Origin of the sequence: Sphingomonas sp. 179-I 2A4 NHS, from assembly GCF_045369135.1 — a bacterium.
Taxonomy (GTDB): Bacteria; Pseudomonadota; Alphaproteobacteria; order Sphingomonadales; family Sphingomonadaceae; genus Sphingomonas.
The window spans coordinates 14,950-31,438 of the sequence record NZ_JBIQFL010000014.1; the positions used below are offsets into that span (position 1 = coordinate 14,950).

At 61.1% G+C, this 16,489-nt stretch carries 19 protein-coding genes and 1 pseudogene; 10 read left to right on the top strand and 10 right to left on the bottom strand.

The features are described 5' to 3' along the window. Window positions 1-42: 42 nt before the first annotated feature. The 6 genes from ACH0CP_RS16690 to ACH0CP_RS16715 all read right to left on the bottom strand — a co-directional run bounded on the left by ACH0CP_RS16690 (window position 43) and on the right by ACH0CP_RS16715 (window position 5,133). Window positions 43-624 (bottom strand): TerD family protein, encoded by a 582-nt coding sequence (locus ACH0CP_RS16690; RefSeq protein ID WP_406889844.1) that lies wholly within the window; start codon window positions 622-624, stop codon window positions 43-45. A gap of 68 nt (window positions 625-692) precedes the next feature. Next, entirely contained in the window at window positions 693-1,271 is a 579-nt protein-coding gene (locus tag ACH0CP_RS16695; RefSeq protein ID WP_406889846.1) for a TerD family protein, read from the bottom strand. Between the two features lie 135 nt (window positions 1,272-1,406). Beyond that, window positions 1,407-2,507, bottom strand: a complete 1,101-nt coding sequence (locus ACH0CP_RS16700; protein WP_406889847.1) for a DUF475 domain-containing protein — start codon at window positions 2,505-2,507, stop codon at window positions 1,407-1,409. A 107-nt stretch (window positions 2,508-2,614) separates the two neighbouring features. Further along, on the bottom strand, window positions 2,615-3,778 hold the full coding sequence (locus ACH0CP_RS16705) for a TerD family protein (RefSeq protein ID WP_406889849.1): 1,164 nt from the start codon (window positions 3,776-3,778) through the stop codon (window positions 2,615-2,617). Between the two features lie 61 nt (window positions 3,779-3,839). Continuing rightward, window positions 3,840-4,421 (bottom strand): TerD family protein, encoded by a 582-nt coding sequence (locus tag ACH0CP_RS16710; RefSeq protein WP_406889851.1) that lies wholly within the window; start codon window positions 4,419-4,421, stop codon window positions 3,840-3,842. A 562-nt stretch (window positions 4,422-4,983) separates the two neighbouring features. Continuing rightward, complete coding sequence (locus ACH0CP_RS16715) at window positions 4,984-5,133, bottom strand: hypothetical protein (protein ID WP_406889853.1); 150 nt, start codon at window positions 5,131-5,133, stop codon at window positions 4,984-4,986. Between the two features lie 179 nt (window positions 5,134-5,312). Here ACH0CP_RS16715 and ACH0CP_RS16720 point away from each other — a divergent pair. Then, window positions 5,313-5,603: pseudogene (locus tag ACH0CP_RS16720) on the top strand (integrase core domain-containing protein); the annotation flags it as partial. 768 nt (window positions 5,604-6,371) lie between these two features. Here the strand turns inward: ACH0CP_RS16720 and ACH0CP_RS16725 are convergent. Further along, window positions 6,372-7,025 carry a recombinase family protein gene (locus ACH0CP_RS16725; RefSeq protein WP_406889855.1) on the bottom strand — a complete coding sequence of 218 codons (654 nt, stop codon included), beginning with the start codon at window positions 7,023-7,025 and terminating at the stop codon, window positions 6,372-6,374. Between the two features lie 248 nt (window positions 7,026-7,273). Between ACH0CP_RS16725 and ACH0CP_RS16730 the strand changes: the two genes are divergently transcribed. From ACH0CP_RS16730 to ACH0CP_RS16755, 6 genes are all read left to right on the top strand, one after another. Further along, window positions 7,274-7,522 carry an AbrB/MazE/SpoVT family DNA-binding domain-containing protein gene (locus tag ACH0CP_RS16730; protein WP_018251286.1) on the top strand — a complete coding sequence of 83 codons (249 nt, stop codon included), beginning with the start codon at window positions 7,274-7,276 and terminating at the stop codon, window positions 7,520-7,522. After that, window positions 7,515-7,913, top strand: coding sequence for a type II toxin-antitoxin system VapC family toxin (locus ACH0CP_RS16735; protein ID WP_066781968.1), 399 nt, complete (start codon window positions 7,515-7,517; stop codon window positions 7,911-7,913). The genes ACH0CP_RS16730 and ACH0CP_RS16735 overlap by 8 nt, the downstream gene beginning before the upstream one ends. A 190-nt stretch (window positions 7,914-8,103) precedes the next feature. Then, window positions 8,104-8,631 (top strand): GNAT family N-acetyltransferase, encoded by a 528-nt coding sequence (locus tag ACH0CP_RS16740; protein ID WP_020819857.1) that lies wholly within the window; start codon window positions 8,104-8,106, stop codon window positions 8,629-8,631. Then, complete coding sequence (locus tag ACH0CP_RS16745; protein WP_241211911.1) at window positions 8,631-9,755, top strand: tyrosine-type recombinase/integrase; 1,125 nt, start codon at window positions 8,631-8,633, stop codon at window positions 9,753-9,755. The genes ACH0CP_RS16740 and ACH0CP_RS16745 overlap by 1 nt, the downstream gene beginning before the upstream one ends. Beyond that, on the top strand, window positions 9,752-10,342 hold the full coding sequence (locus tag ACH0CP_RS16750) for an ADP-ribosyltransferase (RefSeq protein ID WP_080993660.1): 591 nt from the start codon (window positions 9,752-9,754) through the stop codon (window positions 10,340-10,342). Before ACH0CP_RS16745 ends, ACH0CP_RS16750 begins: the two co-directional genes overlap by 4 nt. After that, entirely contained in the window at window positions 10,339-11,103 is a 765-nt protein-coding gene (locus ACH0CP_RS16755) for a hypothetical protein (protein WP_020819854.1), read from the top strand. The genes ACH0CP_RS16750 and ACH0CP_RS16755 overlap by 4 nt, the downstream gene beginning before the upstream one ends. Before the next feature lie 3 nt (window positions 11,104-11,106). On the opposite strand, the gene ACH0CP_RS16760 is transcribed toward ACH0CP_RS16755, so the two are convergent. The 3 genes from ACH0CP_RS16760 to ACH0CP_RS16770 form a co-directional block, all read right to left on the bottom strand. Further along, window positions 11,107-12,279, bottom strand: coding sequence for an MFS transporter (locus ACH0CP_RS16760; RefSeq protein WP_020819853.1), 1,173 nt, complete (start codon window positions 12,277-12,279; stop codon window positions 11,107-11,109). A gap of 117 nt (window positions 12,280-12,396) precedes the next feature. Further along, complete coding sequence (gene cueR, locus ACH0CP_RS16765; protein WP_020819852.1) at window positions 12,397-12,849, bottom strand: Cu(I)-responsive transcriptional regulator; 453 nt, start codon at window positions 12,847-12,849, stop codon at window positions 12,397-12,399. Continuing rightward, window positions 12,846-15,356, bottom strand: coding sequence for a heavy metal translocating P-type ATPase (locus ACH0CP_RS16770; protein ID WP_020819851.1), 2,511 nt, complete (start codon window positions 15,354-15,356; stop codon window positions 12,846-12,848). Before ACH0CP_RS16770 ends, cueR begins: the two co-directional genes overlap by 4 nt. A gap of 160 nt (window positions 15,357-15,516) precedes the next feature. Here ACH0CP_RS16770 and ACH0CP_RS16775 point away from each other — a divergent pair, with 160 nt between their 5' ends. From ACH0CP_RS16775 to ACH0CP_RS16785, 3 genes are all read left to right on the top strand, one after another. Then, window positions 15,517-15,735 carry a heavy-metal-associated domain-containing protein gene (locus ACH0CP_RS16775; protein WP_020819850.1) on the top strand — a complete coding sequence of 73 codons (219 nt, stop codon included), beginning with the start codon at window positions 15,517-15,519 and terminating at the stop codon, window positions 15,733-15,735. Further along, window positions 15,732-16,034 carry a DUF305 domain-containing protein gene (locus tag ACH0CP_RS16780; protein WP_020819849.1) on the top strand — a complete coding sequence of 101 codons (303 nt, stop codon included), beginning with the start codon at window positions 15,732-15,734 and terminating at the stop codon, window positions 16,032-16,034. Before ACH0CP_RS16775 ends, ACH0CP_RS16780 begins: the two co-directional genes overlap by 4 nt. Window positions 16,035-16,232: 198 nt before the next feature. Beyond that, window positions 16,233-16,463 (top strand): hypothetical protein, encoded by a 231-nt coding sequence (locus tag ACH0CP_RS16785; RefSeq protein ID WP_020819848.1) that lies wholly within the window; start codon window positions 16,233-16,235, stop codon window positions 16,461-16,463. Window positions 16,464-16,489 lie beyond the last annotated feature (26 nt).

Consider the following 16,489-nt stretch of genomic DNA (forward strand, 5'->3'; position numbering starts at 1 on the left):
CTCGGCGGCCCTCCTATCGTGGTGTTGTTATCGCCGGTCGGATCAGCCGATGTTGACGCCCATCGCGTTGGCGAGGCCGCCCAGGCCGCTCTGCCAGCCTTCGCCGATCGCCTTCACCTTGATCTCGCCGGTTGCCGAACGATACAGCTCGACGAACACCATGGCCGCGTTGGTGCTGGCGTCTTCCGACAGGTCGTAGCGAGCCAGTTCCTTGCCGTCGGCGTCGTTGACGACACGAGCATAGGCGTTCGACACCGAACCGAAGTTCTGGCCGCGCTCCTGGCCCTCGTGGATGGTCACCGCGATGACGACCTTCTTCACGGCCTGCGGCAGCTTCGAGAAGTCGATCGTGATCTTCTCGTCATCGCCGTCGCCTTCACCGGTGCGGTTGTCGCCGTGGTGGGTCACCGAACCGTCGGTCGAGAGTTTGTTGTTGTAGAAGATGAAGTGAGCGTCCGAGAGGACCTTCTCATTTTCGCCCAGCACGAAGGCTGCTGCGTCGAGGTCGAAGGCTTGACCATCGGTCTTGCGTACGTCCCAGCCGAGACCGACCGTGACGGAGGTGAGGCCGGGAGCCTCCTTGGAGAGCGAGACGTTGCCGCCCTTGGAAAGCGAAACTGCCATGTGAAACGATCTTTCGCGCTGGAATGAAGACGGTCGAAGAGGAACCTCCCCGACCGGTGCGGCAACGATCAACCGATGTTGACGCCGTAGTTCGAGGCGAGCGGGCCCAGGCCGCCCTTGAAGCCTTGGCCGACGGCGCGGAACTTCCAGTCGTTGCCGTGGCGATAGACTTCGCCCAGGATCATCGCAGTCTCGACCGAGGCGTCTTCCGATAGGTCATAGCGCACGACTTCCTTGCCGGTCTTCTCGTCGACCAGACGGATGAAGGCGTTCGAGACCTGGCCGAACGATTGGCCGTTCTTCTCGCCATCGTGAATGGTCACGACGACCGCGATCTTGTCGACGTCGGCCGGCACCTTCGAGAGCGTGATCTTGATCTGCTCGTCGTCGCCTTCGCCTTCACCGGTGCGGTTGTCGCCTTGGTGTTCGGCGGCCCCGCCGGCGACGATCTTGTTGTTGTAGAAGCAAAAGTCGGAATCGTTGCGGACCTTGCCCGAGGCGTTCAGCAGAAACGCCGAGGCGTCGAGGTCGAAGTCCTGACCGTCGGTAGCACGAACGTCCCAGCCCAGGCCGACCATGATGGCGTCGAGACCGGGTGCTTCCTTCGAGAGCGAGACATTGCCACCCTTGGAAAGCGAAATTGCCATTCGGTAGTCCTTTCATCTTTTACTTGGCGGGTGAGTGAAGCCGGTTGGTGCAATCCGCCGACAGCACGCCGGGAATGATGACCCTCGCCCTCATCGGGCGTTCCCCGGCAGCGACCCCGCCGCCGGGACTAAGGATCACTGGGTGCGGACGTTCGGCACGACGTTGCCTGTGGGCAGGATAGCCTCCGCACGACCGTCTTCCTCGTATTCGCCGGGGAAGAGCTTCTTGTGTCGGATGGAGGCCCAAAGCGCGACGCCAATGAAGGTCGCACCAATCAGACCGGTGATGACTTCCGGCGTATGGACGCGGATGCTCAGGAGCATGATCGTCGCAAGCGCGATGATGGCGTAGAAGGCGCCCGGCTCCAGGTAGCGGAATTCCGACAGGTGTCCGCCGCGAACCAGGGCGATCGTCATCGACCGGACGAACATGGCGCCGATGCCGAGGCCGAGCGCGATCAGAATAATGTTGTTGGTGATCGCGAATGCACCGATCACGCCGTCGAAGGAGAACGACGCGTCCAGAAACTCGAGGTAGACGAAGGCGCCGGCGCCCGAACGAACGATCTTGCCGGTGACCATGTCCTCTTCACCACCCATCATGTCGCCGAACTTCTGGACCGCCAGGTAGGTGAGGACGCCCGAGAGGCCGGCGATCAGGAATGTCTGCTGCTCGCTGCCACTGATTAGGAACGAAAGCGCGACGATGATGATCGAGGTCATGATGTATGGTGCAAACGGAATGCGACCGATGGCCATCAGCGGCTTCTCGATAGCGCCGATCCACATATGCTCGCGGTCAGCGTCGAAGAAGAAGTTGAGGCCGACCAGCATCAGGAAGGCGCCGCCGAAGCCCGAAATGCCGATGTGAGCACCGGTGACGATGTCTTCGTATAGCTTGTGGTCGGTGAGCGCGATGCGCGCCGCTTCCCATGGGCTAACGCCAGCTGCGACCGACACGATAGCGATCGGAAACACGATGCGCATGCCGAAGACGGCGATCAGAATGCCCCAGGTCAGGAAGCGCCGCTGCCACTTAGCATCCATGTTCTTGAGGATGGACGCGTTGACGACGGCATTGTCGAGGCTGAGCGAGGTCTCCATCACGCCGAGGATGGCGGCGATGAATACCATGCCGAGAGCTGCACCAAGCAGACCGGTTTCGGCATAACCGGCGAGGCCGGCGAGAATGAGACAGATGATCGTAAAGACGATCGATCCTGCGAAGTTTTTCATTGATCCCCCTCCGGATGGAGATCTGGTGCCGTGGCGACAGATCGAAATTGATGGAGGCCTGTAGGCCGCCGTTCGGTGTGGTGCCGAGGGCGGTCCAGAAAGGCCGGCTAGTCTTTTGTAGCGCCCACCCAGTTCAGGTAGATGCCGACTGCATCGGCAAACTCTTTCTGGCTCGGATAATATTTCATGTGACGCTGCATCTGCAGTTCACCATCAACATTATCGATGACTGCCACGCCACAGAGACGCTTGTTGCTGTGACCTTCGTTCATGCGAACTTCGATTTCGGGTTGTCCCGGGATGTTCATTTTGACGACCCCGTCAGTCTTCTGCCAGTTCGGCGCACCCTCATAAATGAGGGCGAACACGCCGATACGCTTGATGCGATCGAAGAACCGACCGTTGACCCGGATCGTCTCGCCGCCGGTAACAGCCCCGGTGCGGTCGTCGCCTGACAGTTCGATCCATGGCTCTTCGTGATAGCTGCCGAAGGTGCGCCCCAAGGCCTGCACGACGCCGCGGTAGCCATCGTCCAACTCAAAGAGGACGCCTAGGTCGAGATCAACCTTCTTCGATCCTCCGAAGAAGCCGCTGCTGCCGGAACCTTGGTTCCAATTGAGGTTGAGGATGATTTCGCCGAACGTCTCCCCGGTCTTTTTAAGGCTGACGACGGAGTTGTTCTTTTCGAGCGAGATCTTCTTCAGCGATACCGGCGCAGCCGGCGGAGGCGGAGGCGGCGGAGGCGGAGTTGGTGCAGGTGCCGCGGCGGGAGCGTCCGCCACTTCACCACCGAAGTGTGCAATCAGAGCAGCCAGGCCGCCGGCGAAGCCAGCTGCGATGGTGCCAATCTTCCATCCCGAGAAATGGCGATAGATCTCGATCATCATCACCGCCTTCTCGGTGGTGAGATGCTGGGAGACATCGAAGGTCGCCTGGTTACCGTTGATGCTGACGACCAGCGGGCGGGATTCAGCGATTGGACGCTTGTCATGAGTCGCCGTGAAAACGATGCGATCGATCGACGTCGGAAGCCGGTCCAGATCGAGCGTGAAGGTAGCTGTGTCTGAATAAGCCTGCAGCTGGATCGCGCCTTCCGGCGACGACGTGTTGGAGAACAGCACGACATAGCGATCATCACCGATCACCTTTGCGCTGTTCAGCCCGAAGGCGGCAATGTCGACGCCACCGAGGCCGAAGTCGACTTTCACTGCGCATTTTGTGCCAATGCCCAACTCAGACAGACCGCGCTTTTCACCGCGCTGAAGCTGCATCAAATCCCCCCTGTTATGAATGAATGGAGCCGGGATCAGTTGAGCCCCGGCTCCGTGCGCTTCAGATTGCGCTGGCAGCGACGTGCGCCAGATCCCGGACGGTACGCCCGCTGGTGCGCGTTCCCACCGCCTTGAAGTTCCATTCGCCGCCGGCGCGCGAGAGAACGCCAAGGATGAGACCGGTATGCGAACCGCTATCCGAGATGTCGAAGCGAGCGAGTTCGCTGTTGTTGGTGCCATCGACGACGCGGCCGTAAGCGTTTTCGACTTTGTCGAAAGTCTGGCCCTGGAAGCTGTTCACCGTCAGAACGATGTGCTCAACGTTGCCAGGCAGACGGTCGAGTGCGATCTCGATCGTCTCGTCATCACCGTCGCCCTCACCGGTGCGATTGTCGCCGCTATGACGTACGGAACCATCGACGCTTTGGAGCTGGCCAAACCAGACGGTGTCCACAACGCCCTGGCGAGCGTCGAACAAGATGGCCGAAGCGTCCAGATCGATGCTATCGGCGCCGCCGAGAACTCGACCGAAAAACCCCTTCGCCTTCGCTACGTCCCAGCCCACGCCCAGCAAAATCTTGGTGAGGGTTTTCTTGGCTTCCTTGGTCAAGCTGACGGACTGGCTCTTCGTGAGCGAAATCATGAGTGTGTAAGCCCCCCTTCTTTTATCGACTTATTATACGCAACGAACAAATTAGCGTACGTGTATCCGTGTGACGGCAGTCGGTTATATCCGGTTTCCGACTGACGGAAACAGCTTCCCAGTTAGACTCATTGCTCCATCCTTCGAACACTATCATCATTGTTTTTTTGATTAACATGCTTTATAGCTTAACTCACATTAAACAATCACAGGACAGCTTTTGGATAGTGTAGGGAAGTACGGAAAGTCACGAATGATGCTCAGTTCAAGGCGCATCGGTATCGCATCTCCGAGTTTATAACGTCGCCATCCCACCTTCCGCGTAATCAGCGCTGGATGTCAATCCTTGTTGGAGAAGCAGCAATCCGGAATTTACCCGGAGCCGCAGGCCTTCCCCCGGGACTTGAGCTAGCCACAGTCCTGTCCACTCCCTGCTGGCATGAGTGTGTGGTCAGCCAGCGAGATGCGCTCTTGTCCGGTGGCAGGAGCCGGATTGTAGCTGACGGAAAGATCGCATGACTGACCTGACGAATGAGCCCGGCCAACTTCCGCTGTTCCTGTTTCAACCATCGCCGTTGCACATGGCAGTCGCTGCGACCTCGCGGATCTGAGCTGCGCCGCTCTCCGCCTCGACCACGCGGCCGCGGTGCTGGCGCAAGCCAGTCGCCTCGAAGGAAGCGAGTTCATAGACAGCTTCGATCTCGTTGAGCATGGGTTGGCCGAGGCACTGTTGATCGACGGACCGCGTAGAAGTTCCTGGAACACCTACTGAGAGCGGTGCCCTACCGCATTCACACGATTCTCACAGACAACGGCATTCAGCTCGCCAAGCAGCCACGCAACCGGACCACCGCCTGGTCACGTCAGATGCGCTTCGACATGATCTGCGAGGCAAACGATATCGAACACCGGCTCACCAAGCCGCACCATCCGTGGACCAACGGTCAGGTTGAGCGCATGAACCGGATCATCAAGGAGGCGACCGTCAAACGCTTCCACTATGAAAGCAACGACCAGCTCCGGACGCACCTCGCCGACTTCATGGCCGCTTACAACTTTGCCCTCCGGCTCAAGACGCTGAGCGGCCTCACGCCTTAGGAATACATCGCCGAGATCTGGACGTCAGAGCCAGACCGGTTGATTGTCAATCCGATCCGCCAGATGCCGGGACTAAACAATTAGGGGCTGGGTACGCCTCTGCCGCTGATCCTGGTGGATGACATAAATCGACGCAAACCGCTGTCGCTGAGGCTTTGGAGGAGGATCAGCAAGTCGATCTTTGCGTCTCCAGGCAGCCGACGTTTCCACTTCCTCAATCTCAACATACGTGAGCTGGCGATCACGCATGCGGGCAGATGCGGCTTCCCTAGGACGCCAACTTTTCGGAACGGCTTGCAGCACAACGAGTGGCAGCTATCCGCGTCGGCTCACCCGAAAGCCGCCAGGCGGCTAAGTTTCGGATATCGGCGGTTCGCTTCATCGTGCAGTCCGATGACCGCGGGCAGCTTCCGAGAACGCACCGTTTCAAGCGGAATGACCGACTTTAGGGCGCAAAGCCGACCGGCTTGTTTGCGCGACACGAATGGCGGGTTTCGGTAGGAGCCGCCGCTCGCATCGACGACGCCGAATGTCTTGAGCTGGTCGGCACCTGCCGTCCCGACTAGGAAACTCCAACGGGATGTCCGGGCGGACACGGTGATCCAAGGGGCGACGAACGCTCCGCTTCCCAAAACCTGTTCCCAATTGCTCTTTCCCGAAACTGCCGGTCAAGCACGGAGAAACGGGACAACGGAACACCCTACGACGCGGCCCGTACACGCCGTACACGATCGTAACCAACACAGAGCCGGGATGGGCGAGGTATCGCGGTCCAAGTAGATGGCGTAGACTGCCGCATCGGTCACGGCATCAACAGCGAAGGTCTTCCTTTGCGTACACCGTCGGTTCGCTTCACGAAGTCGGCGGTATCGCGGCGGTCCTGGCGCGGTGAAGGGCGGTCACCCGCTTGACGTGGGCGATGCTGCATCCGGCTAGTTCCGCCGTCTTCGCGATGCTCATGCCCGCCTCGCGCAGGCCGACGATGCGGCGGTGATGGGCAAGGTCGGGCTTTCGGCCGGTGTACCGCCCAGCCCTCCTAGCGATCTCGATCCCCTCGCGCTGCCGCTCGCGCCGGGTCTCATAATCGTCGCGCGCCGTCTGCAGCGCGACGCGCAGCAGCATGTCCTGCACCGCTTCGAGCACAATGCGCGCCACGCCCACGCTGTCCGCCACTAAGTCACTGAGGTCGACGATCCCCGGTACCGCCAGCCGGGCTCCCCTGCCGCGGATCGTCCTCACTAGCAACTCGGCTTCCGGCAGCGGCAGGCGGCTGATGCGGTCTATCTTCTCGGCCACCACGACTTCGCCCGGCTGCAGATCCGCCACCATGCGCAGCAGCTCCGGCCGATCGGGCCGCGCACCCGACGCCTTCTCCCGGTACACCGCCGCGACGTAGAAGCCGGCCGCCCGCGCGCCAGCCACGATGTTCTCCTGCCGCGTCAGGTCCTGCTCGTCCGTACTCACACGAAGGTACACCCGCGCCGCCTTCACCTCGCTGCCTGCCATCTGCTCATCACTCCCGCTCGGCTTATTTGGGTACACCCATGTGAGCCACCACTGCGGCAACCGGCTCGGAATAGCAAACGCCGATCCTGTCGAGCCTAGCTCAGCAAGCCAGGTCTAAGTAGCTAATGGCGCTGATATGAACGACGACTGATCACCAAACGCGCTGAAGTGCGCTGCTTCGCGCTATCCGTCAGCGCCAATATCCGGTATGATCCGAGAGTTGGGTCAGCCAAGCGAGTTCAGTGCAGATGGAAGCACAGAGGGTCAAGATCGTGGACGGTGGTAAACTCGTGATCCCGGCGGCCATGCGCCGTGAGCTCGGGATCACCACGGGTGATACCGTTCTCGTCGATGTCGACGATGGCGAGCTACGGGTACGTTCCGTGCCTAAGGCGCTCGAAAGGGCTCGCGCGATCCTTCGCAAATATGTGCCCGAAGGCGTCGGTTTGGCTGACGAGCTGATCGCAGAGCGCCGGCGCGAGGCGGAGCGTGAGTAGCAAGGTCGTACTCGACGCCTCCGCCCTGCTCTGCCTTCTGAACGACGAACCTGGGGCGGATCGGGTAGTCGACGTCCTGACCCGCAGCATTATCGGAACGACCAACCTCGCCGAGGTCGTCTCCAAGCTTCGGGACCGAGGATTGCCGCTCGACGAGGTACGTGAGGCTCTTGGCGGGCTGCACCTCGATGTACGGCCGCTCTCTCCTGCCCAGGCGCTCATCATAGGCGACCTGCGACCGTCGACGAAGGCGCTTGGACTTTCGCTTGGTGACCGAGCGTGTCTTGCCTTGGCGATTGACCTACAAGCGGAGATGTTCACGACGGACGGGCCGCTGGCGAGCGCTGAGGTCGGCGTCACCATCACCAACGTACGGCCGCTGGCCGATTAGCCGCACATTCGTGCTTTTGGGTACGGTACGCTCAGGCAGGCGAGTTGTGGCGGAACAGAGCGGCTGCCGTCCACTGTTTCGGGCGCAGATCCACTCTTTTCAGCTGCTGCTGTAGGTAGGATGGCGTCCACCATTTTAGGGAAACCTACAGGTTGGATACCTTCGAAAGGATCACTCAAGGACGAAAATCATGGTCGCTCGGTACAGCCTGCAATCCACCGTGAAGGGTGAAACGGATCCGGTGACGCTGATCATACATCAGACTGCGGATACGAATGAGCAGCTCGAACTGCTGCTGGCGGTCGAGGGCGCGAAAACCCTGAAGCTCGTTCCGGGTCGCGACCTGGACGGCGCGAAGATAATGATGCGCGCTGGAGCCTCGTTCAGTCGTCACCAGGGCGTCCGGCTCTCAAACGGCTTCAACGTTGTCGACCCATCAACCTGGCATCGCCAGGGCATCGGTACTGTCGCCCTCAACCTCATGGTCGATTGGGCGAAGCGTCACCATCCTGATGCTGACATCCGCCCAGTCGAGCTCAAGCGATACAAGCAGGATGTTGAAGACGACGATCCACGCCTGGCCTTCTATCGCCGGTTCAACCTTCAGTGGGATCTCGCGGATCAGGATGAGGATGCCGTGAATCTTCTATCGCTGCCTATGAAGGTGCGAGACCTTCAGGCAGTCCCACTTCCGTCGCGGTTGACACTATTGCCATGATGAACGGCGACGTCCCCCCCGCTCCTCCGCCTCCGGCAGAAGTAGCTGACGATCTCGAAGCTGTCCTCGCCGGTGCGATGGTCCTTCTCGATACCGTGGAGAGCCTCGAGCCTTACCTTCCGGATCTGACCGCCGACGACCGCGAGCGTGTCGATCGCTATGTAGGCCGTGCCTCGGCCGATGCCACGCTGCGCGCGTACAAGTCGGATTGGCGGCTGTTTTGCGCCTGGTGTCGCGAAAGTGGTTACCGGCCGCTGCCTGCCACACCTTCAACTGTGGCCGCGTTCCTTACATTGCTCGCCGAGACCGGATTTGTCCCCCTCGAACCACGACGGACCAAGACGGGCAAGGTTCTTCCGCGCAAAGCGCCATCTCCGCTTGGCAAGGCGACCATAGGCCGGCGGCTGGCTGCAATCGTGTTCGCCCATCGCGCAGCCGACCTGGAACCCCCGACCTCCCAGCCGGACGCCGCCCGGCTCGAAAAGGCGATGCGCGCGATCCGGCGGGAAAAGCGTGACGACCTCCCGGACAAGAAGCGCGCAGCCGATGGCGATGTGATGCGCGACATGCTCAGGAGCATCACCGGGGATGACCTGCGCGCCTATCGCGACCGCGCGCTGCTTGCGATCGGGATGGCAGGCGCCTTCCGACGCTCCGAGCTCGTTGAAGTAACAGTCGCCCGGGTGGCCGAAGATGCGCGCGGCCTTTTGATCCGGATTCCTTCCTCCAAGACCGATCAGGAGGGCGATGGCCAAACCGTGGCCATTCTGGATGGTCGCAGGCTCGAACCTGTCCACCATTATAATGCATGGATTGAAAAGGCGGGGATTTGCAGCGGTCCGGTGTTCCGCAAGCTCACGCCGCAGGGTCGTCTCACTGAAAAGTCGATGAGCGCGCAGGGCGTGGCCCTTGTGGTCAAGGCCGCAGCCGTAGCGGCCGGCTATCCGCCTGAATTGTTCTCTGGCCATTCGCTGAGGGCCGGCTTCCTCACCGAAGCGGGGCGGCAAAGCGCGAACCTGTTCAAGATGAAAGAGCATAGCCGCCACTCGTCGCTCGAGATGGTCGCCGAATATGTGCGGGACCATGAGCGGTTCCGCGAGCACGCGGGGGAAGGTTTTCTGTGACAGCACTCATCGTAACTGCAAACGGCCTGATCGGCCGTGAGCGAGAGTTAACCGAGGCAGAGCACTTGGCCTTGCGAAGCTATGGGGCGGATTCGACCTTTTTTCATGCGATCGCGCAGGGGCGCACCGAGGCACTGTCGCACAATCCGAACTTCGGCACGTTTTCATCCGGCGCGCGTGCAAAACGCGACGCCATCGACGCCGTTTTCTCAATGTCGCGCCTGTTGAGTGCGCAGACGCTCTGGTCGGGCCATGGCCATGGCTGGGGTGTTCGCGGCGCCCTGGAGGGGGCACCGGCCAGCTTTGTGGGCCTGCATTATCGTTATCCCGGATACATCTCGACATCGACGGAGCGAAGCTGGTGCGACGCATTCCTCGACAAGCGCAGCCGCAACCAGAGCCGCCCCACCATGCTGGAATTTCGGCTGCCGGCCGGCTCGCCTGCGATCGACATGCACGACGGCGCCGCTCAGGGGGAATTTGAGATCCTACTCCCGCGTGACACCCTGTTCTCGATCACCGACGCACAAATGCTACCGGGGGACCTTCTCCAGCTTATCCTGGAGCCTTGCGAGGCGCCGGTATGAGCGAGGATGACTGGCCTCGAGTCGACGATCAGGCGGGACCAAGGCGAGCCGAGGATATCGGTCCCACCGAGCTCACGGCAGCCCTTAACGCGCTCGCTGGTTTCAGCGACAATCCCTGGCTGGTCATGCAGGGTCAGCAACTGGAGCTGATCGACAATGTCCTCAACGGCATGGAGCGCGAAGTTCTGCGGCACATGCACGATGACGATCGACCGCTTGAGACGATGGCGCTTTTGACGGCTCTCTCGCCCATGTGGATCTACGCAGCTTACGAGTTGCTGCGGACGTGGCGCCAGCGGTGCGACGAAGTGGTCCGACTTGCGTCCAGCGGCGGCTTCGATCTGAAAGCAGCCCATCTGGAACGCGAGGTCAATTACCAGCACTACGATCGGGAGCTTCGCGCGCAGCAGCTCAGAATCGCCCGCGACAATCCCGAGCTTGTACAACGGATGCGCGATGATCTGGCGCGGACCGAGATGGGGTTCACGACGATCGAGTTTATCCGCATTGCCCTTGCCAAGCATGAGGTCAGCGGCAGCAAATCCAAGAACAAACCGATTGCCTTTGCGCCTGGGCTCGCGATGCCCAATCGCTACACAGGCAGCATGGAATATGAACTGAGCGTCGGCGGCTCAATCATAGGCTACCATACTCGCCGCGACCTCGCCGAAACGATCCGCTTCATGCCTACCACGCCGGTGCCGACCGCGGAAGAAATGAAGGATTTCCGGGAGTATATGCGACCTCCAGAGGTCGGCTGAGGCTTAAGCCGTCTTCCACTTGCCATTAAAAACTCGCCACCCGACCATGCCCGCTGCAACGCCCAGCATTCCACCGACGAGGTAAGCGCTCGGCGCATCATCCGGGACAAACAGCCCGCCGGCGACGTATCCACCAATAGTGGCGGTCCGAGTGACTGCGCCGTAGATTGCAGCAACCTTGCCATGTTGGGCCGGCGGACACTCGGATTGGAGCAACGTTCGCACGGCAACGTTGTGGATGCTGTTAGCCCCGCCGCCGGCGACGAACGCGATGGCGACGATCGCCAGTGTGCTTGGCGCTAGGCCGATCAGCAGCATGGTCGCCCCCATGACCCCAGCCGTCCCGAACGCTGTCGCTCCCAATCTGTTGCCGATGACGGTTTCGGCCATCGTCGCGCCAAGGAGCATCCCGGCGGCCCAGAGGGCGGTAAGCACGCCAAATGCAACAGGCCCGCTCTTCAGCGTCATCATCACCAGGAAAACGAAAGCGACGTCAGCAATTGCCGTGGCAAAAACCTCCAGGCTCAGCGCGCCCGTGACCACCATAATTCTTCGATTACCGAGTAATGGGCGGTAGTCGGCGAACAGATCAGGCTCTGCCGCTTCTTCCTTCTGGGGTCTGCGGCGCAGGCCACTCATAGCTACGATGCAGCACAAAACGGCAAAGCTGGTGGCATCGACCATAAGTGCGTTGCTGGCCCCGATCCAACCGATTAGGATTCCACCTGCGACCGGACCTGCCAGCATGCCCAAACTACGGACGATTTCGAGATAGCTGTTCGCGCGCGCCAGCGTCATGCCGAGCGCGCCGGAAAGGACCGGAATGAGCGCAAAGGTGGCGGCACTGCTGATTGTGAACAGCAGGCTCAGAACCGCCGCACCGACGAGGGTCATCGGCGGGATAGCTGCGACGATCGCGATCACGACTGCCTGCAGTGCCGAGACGACGATCAGCACCAGAGCTGCGTCCCTGCGATCTATCAGCCGCCCCGCCCAAGGGGCGGCGATCAGGCCGGGAAGCAGCTCCGCGATGAGCAGGGTTGGGACGCCATATGCCGATGAACCTTCGGCGGTCCGAAACATAAGCGTGAGAAGCGTAATTTCATCGCCGATGGTGGAAACCGTGAGCGCAGCGAGTACCAGCCATCCCCACCCCTGCCGGAACTCCAAGGCCATTGATGCACTCCCCCTCTACCGTTCCGTCCGTCTTGGCCTTCCCTGATAAGCTCTCTACCATCGGCGTCCCCCAATCCGCGACGATGTTCAGTGAATTACCGGAGAGCACAGAGGACTTCAGGGTCGATGACGCAGGCGGCCAATTCCGACAGAGGCCGGGGCCGGTAACGCACTTCCCGATGAAGGCTCTTCAAGATCCGCGATAATCGGGCAGTCTGGACGGTCATCGCCGGCGCAGCAACTCACCAGCCCCTGCAACGTATCGACCATCTGGTTGAGCCCCTTGATGCGGTCCTGCAGCTCGAAAATATGCGACTGCGCAATCCGCTTGACGTCGGCGCTGTGGCGCGACCGGTCGCGCCACAGGTTGAGGAGCTCGTTGATCTCCGTCACCGCGAACCCAAGGTCCCGCGCGCGTCGGATGAAACGGAGCATGTTGACGTCGCCCGGTGAATAGTCCCGATAACCTGAATCCCGGCGATCCGCCTTTGGAATGAGGCCAGTCTGCTCATAGTAGCGGATCATCTTAGCGGAGACGCCGGACGCCTTGGCTGCTTGGCCGATGTTCATCGCCCCGCTCCCTTTTCAAGCGTGCCAGTCGATCCCTCCGGGGGTTGGAATCCCCGAAGCCGCAGCGAATTACCGAGGACGAACACGCTCGACATTGCCATCGCGCCGGCAGCAAACACCGGTGACAGCAGGATGCCCCAGATCGGCCATAAAGCACCGGCAGCGACCGGGATGAGCGCCGTATTATAGGCGAAGGCCCAGAAGAGGTTCTGGCGGATGTTCCCGATCGTGGCACGAGAGAGCGCGATCGCCGACGCCACGCCGTTGAGGTGGCCCGACATCAGCACGACGTCGGCAGCCTCGATGGCGATGTCCGTGCCCGTGCCGACCGCAATCCCGACGTCTGCCTCGGCAAGCGCCGGTGCATCGTTGATGCCGTCACCGATGAAGGCGAGGCGACCATATTCTGCTTTCAGGCGGCGTACGGCCTCGACCTTTCCGTCAGGCAGGACTTCAGCGACAACCTCGTCGATGCCCAACTGGCGCGCGATCGCCTGGGCGGTGTGCTGATTGTCGCCGGTGATCATCGCAACCTTCAGGCCGAGACCGTGAAGAGCGGCAATGGCCGCAGGGGTCGTTTCCTTGATGGGATCAGCCACAGCGATGACGGCTGCAAGCTTGCCATTGATCGCTGCATAGAGGGGCGACTTGCCTTCAGCGGCCAGGCGTGATGCTGTCTTGGCGAAAGCGGTGACGTCCAGACCAAGCTCGCGCATGTAGCGATCCGCCCCGATTTCGACCCGATCGCCAAGCACCTCGGCGCGAACACCGCGCCCGGTCAGGGATTCAAAGTTGGCCACCTCAGCGAGACTAAGCTTCTCGGCAAGAGCGGCGTCGACAATAGCGCGGGCAATCGGATGTTCGGACTTGTCCTCTACTGCCGCAATCCGGGCGAGAACGGCCGACCGGTCGAAGCCGAGCGTGACCTGCAAGTCCGTCAGCGCAGGTCGGCCTTCGGTCAGCGTGCCGGTCTTGTCGACGGCGACGACCTTGGCATCACGCAGCAGCTGCAGCGCTTCTCCCTTGCGGAACAGAATGCCCAGTTCAGCTCCCCGCCCGGTGCCAACCATGATGGCTGTAGGCGTCGCCAGACCCATCGCGCAGGGGCAGGCAATGATGAGGACCGCGACCGCATTGACCAGCGCGAAGGTCAAGGCCGGGGACGGACCGAATACCAGCCAGGCGCCGAACGTGAGCGCGGCCACCGCCATGACAGCGGGCACGAACCACATCGTCACCTTGTCCACGAGCGCCTGGATCGGCAGCTTCGATCCTTGCGCCTGCTCGACCATGCGAATGATCTGGGACAGCATGGTGGCATCGCCGACTGCCGTTGCGCGGAATGCCAGAGCCCCCTTCTGGTTGACAGTGCCCCCGACGAGGCTCGCCCCTTCCGCTTTCCTGGCCGGAATTGGCTCACCGGTGATCATGGATTCATCGACGTAGCTTTCGCCCTCGATAACCTCGCCGTCGACAGGGATCCGTTCACCGGGCCGAACTTCGATGATGTCGCCCGCAACGACGTCTGCGACGGCAACTTCGACCGTACCGTCGGCACGGCGTACGCGCGCTGTTTTGGCCTGGAGGCCAACGAGACGCTTGATCGCCTCGGACGTGCGCCCTTTTGCCCTCGCCTCCAGATAGCGGCCGAGCAGGATCAACGCGATGATGACCGCTGCCGCCTCATAATAGACGTTCACTGTCCCTGGCGGGAGAAGCGTCGGAGCGAAAGTGGCAACAAGCGAATAGCCATATGCCGCCAGCGTGCCGACCGCGACGAGCGAGTTCATGTCCGGAGCGAGCCGGATCAGGGCCGGGAGGCCTTTCTGGTAGAAACGAAAGCCTGGAATTGCGAGCACGAGGGTCGTCAGCGCGAACTGAATGTACCAGCTCGTCTGCATGCCGATCGACATCGCAATGTACATATGGACGCTGGGAATGAGGTGAGACCCCATTTCCATGAGAAAGACCGGGAGAGCGAGGATCACCGCGATGGTGAGATCGCGCTTGAGCAGCTTGCGCTCCTCTTCCTTTCGATCGTCGCCGTCATCGGCATCGGCGGCCTTCGCGGCCAGAGGTTTTGCTTCATACCCCGCGCCAGCGATGGCAGCGATCAGCGACTTTGCGTCAGCCGCGCCGCGGATCGTGGCGCGCTCGGTCGCCAGATTGACGCTCGCTTCCACCACACCCGGCACGGCCTTGAGCGCACGCTCGACGCGCCCGACGCATGACGCACAGGTCATGCCGAGCACGGTAAGTTCTGTGGTTTCTGCTGGCACCGTATAGCCCGCCGACTCGACCGCTTTTACCAGCTCGGACCGATTGACCGGGCCTCCCGTCGTGATGCTTGCCCGCTCGGTTGCGAGATTGACGTTGACCGCGCTCACGCCTTCGATCTTGCCGATTGCGCGTTCGACGCGGCCCACGCACGACGCGCAGGTCATACCCTCGATGGGCAGGGTGATTGTCGAAACATCTGTTTCGATGGGGGATTTTTCGGCCAGCATGTTCCGCTTCCTCGATTCTCGCGAACTTGACCAACCCCATGTGAGGCTTCCCATCATTGGAAGGTCAAGGTTCAAGTTTTTTTGGCCGGGCGGGTTGACCTTCCAACGATGGCAAGCCCCATTTCTTACGGGACGAACTCGAATTTTGAGGAGAATCCCGATGCAGTTCCACGTCCAGGACATGACCTGCGGATCGTGCGTCCGGCACATCAACGAGGCGATCGGCAAGGTCGATCCTGCGGCCACTGTCGAGGCCGATACCGTGTCGCGCACCATTTCCGTGACCACCACCGCAAGCCAGGAAGATATCCAGAAGGCGCTGGCGGACGATGGCTATCCGACCACTTTGGTCGAAAGCGCCGAGGAGGTGCAGTCGTGAAGCACGAAGGACATAGCGAGCATCAGGCCGAAGGCCTGTCGGATAACCCTGTCATTCGCGATTATCAGGTCGCAAATAACCGCATGCATGCGGACATGGCGATTGAGTTCAGCGGGGACGCTGACCTCGATTTCCTGCGCGGCATGATCCCGCACCATCAAGGCGCGATCGACATGGCCCGCGTCGTTCTCGATCACGGCTCCGATCCCGAAGTGAGCAAATTGGCGCAGGCCATCATCGATGCGCAGGAGAAAGAAATCGCGCTCATGAAGAAGTGGCTCGCTGACCGTAGCCAGTAAGCCGCGCATCCCTATGGCCGGCCTCCTCTGGGCTGCCCCCCAGTCCCCCTGAGCCCTTGGGTCGGCCAGGTGGCTGGGTGTTGATCAACGCAACACCCAGCCATGGGTGCGCCTCGGTATCCAACAATGGAGCCGAGGCGCATTTGCATCCGCCACAGTTGATGAGTTGCAACGAACACACTGCTGAAAGGACGTCTGATGAATGTGACCGTAGGAGCCATCATGCTGGCCTTGGGCGTCGGCATCATCCTTTGGACCAATCAACGAGCGTTCAATCGGCGCAATGTCGCAGGCGTGCAGGAATTCAACTCCTACGGCCATGCCCTCCTGATCCGGACGCTCGAACGGATCGGCAGGCTTGTGGCATGGCTCTTGATGCTCGTCGGCGCCGGATCGCTGTTTGTTTACTTTATGACCGGTCGCGGTTGATGCCCGGTCGGGGGCCAAGGCCTGCC

What these genes read in the sequence shown, in the direction of transcription:
- ACH0CP_RS16725 (WP_406889855.1), bottom strand. Translation starts at nt 7,025, where the DNA reads ATGGCAGGCAGCGAGGTGAAGGCGGCGCGGGTGTACCTTCGTGTGAGT.
- ACH0CP_RS16740 (WP_020819857.1), top strand. Translation starts at nt 8,104, where the DNA reads ATGGTCGCTCGGTACAGCCTGCAATCCACCGTGAAGGGTGAAACGGAT.
- ACH0CP_RS16730 (WP_018251286.1), top strand. Translation starts at nt 7,274, where the DNA reads ATGGAAGCACAGAGGGTCAAGATCGTGGACGGTGGTAAACTCGTGATC.
- ACH0CP_RS16710 (WP_406889851.1), bottom strand. Translation starts at nt 4,421, where the DNA reads ATGATTTCGCTCACGAAGAGCCAGTCCGTCAGCTTGACCAAGGAAGCC.
- ACH0CP_RS16755 (WP_020819854.1), top strand. Translation starts at nt 10,339, where the DNA reads ATGAGCGAGGATGACTGGCCTCGAGTCGACGATCAGGCGGGACCAAGG.
- ACH0CP_RS16775 (WP_020819850.1), top strand. Translation starts at nt 15,517, where the DNA reads ATGCAGTTCCACGTCCAGGACATGACCTGCGGATCGTGCGTCCGGCAC.
- ACH0CP_RS16770 (WP_020819851.1), bottom strand. Translation starts at nt 15,356, where the DNA reads ATGCTGGCCGAAAAATCCCCCATCGAAACAGATGTTTCGACAATCACC.
- cueR (WP_020819852.1), bottom strand. Translation starts at nt 12,849, where the DNA reads ATGAACATCGGCCAAGCAGCCAAGGCGTCCGGCGTCTCCGCTAAGATG.
- ACH0CP_RS16705 (WP_406889849.1), bottom strand. Translation starts at nt 3,778, where the DNA reads ATGCAGCTTCAGCGCGGTGAAAAGCGCGGTCTGTCTGAGTTGGGCATT.
- ACH0CP_RS16760 (WP_020819853.1), bottom strand. Translation starts at nt 12,279, where the DNA reads ATGGCCTTGGAGTTCCGGCAGGGGTGGGGATGGCTGGTACTCGCTGCG.
- ACH0CP_RS16690 (WP_406889844.1), bottom strand. Translation starts at nt 624, where the DNA reads ATGGCAGTTTCGCTTTCCAAGGGCGGCAACGTCTCGCTCTCCAAGGAG.
- ACH0CP_RS16745 (WP_241211911.1), top strand. Translation starts at nt 8,631, where the DNA reads ATGAACGGCGACGTCCCCCCCGCTCCTCCGCCTCCGGCAGAAGTAGCT.
- ACH0CP_RS16695 (WP_406889846.1), bottom strand. Translation starts at nt 1,271, where the DNA reads ATGGCAATTTCGCTTTCCAAGGGTGGCAATGTCTCGCTCTCGAAGGAA.
- ACH0CP_RS16785 (WP_020819848.1), top strand. Translation starts at nt 16,233, where the DNA reads ATGAATGTGACCGTAGGAGCCATCATGCTGGCCTTGGGCGTCGGCATC.
- ACH0CP_RS16715 (WP_406889853.1), bottom strand. Translation starts at nt 5,133, where the DNA reads ATGCTCAACGAGATCGAAGCTGTCTATGAACTCGCTTCCTTCGAGGCG.
- ACH0CP_RS16700 (WP_406889847.1), bottom strand. Translation starts at nt 2,507, where the DNA reads ATGAAAAACTTCGCAGGATCGATCGTCTTTACGATCATCTGTCTCATT.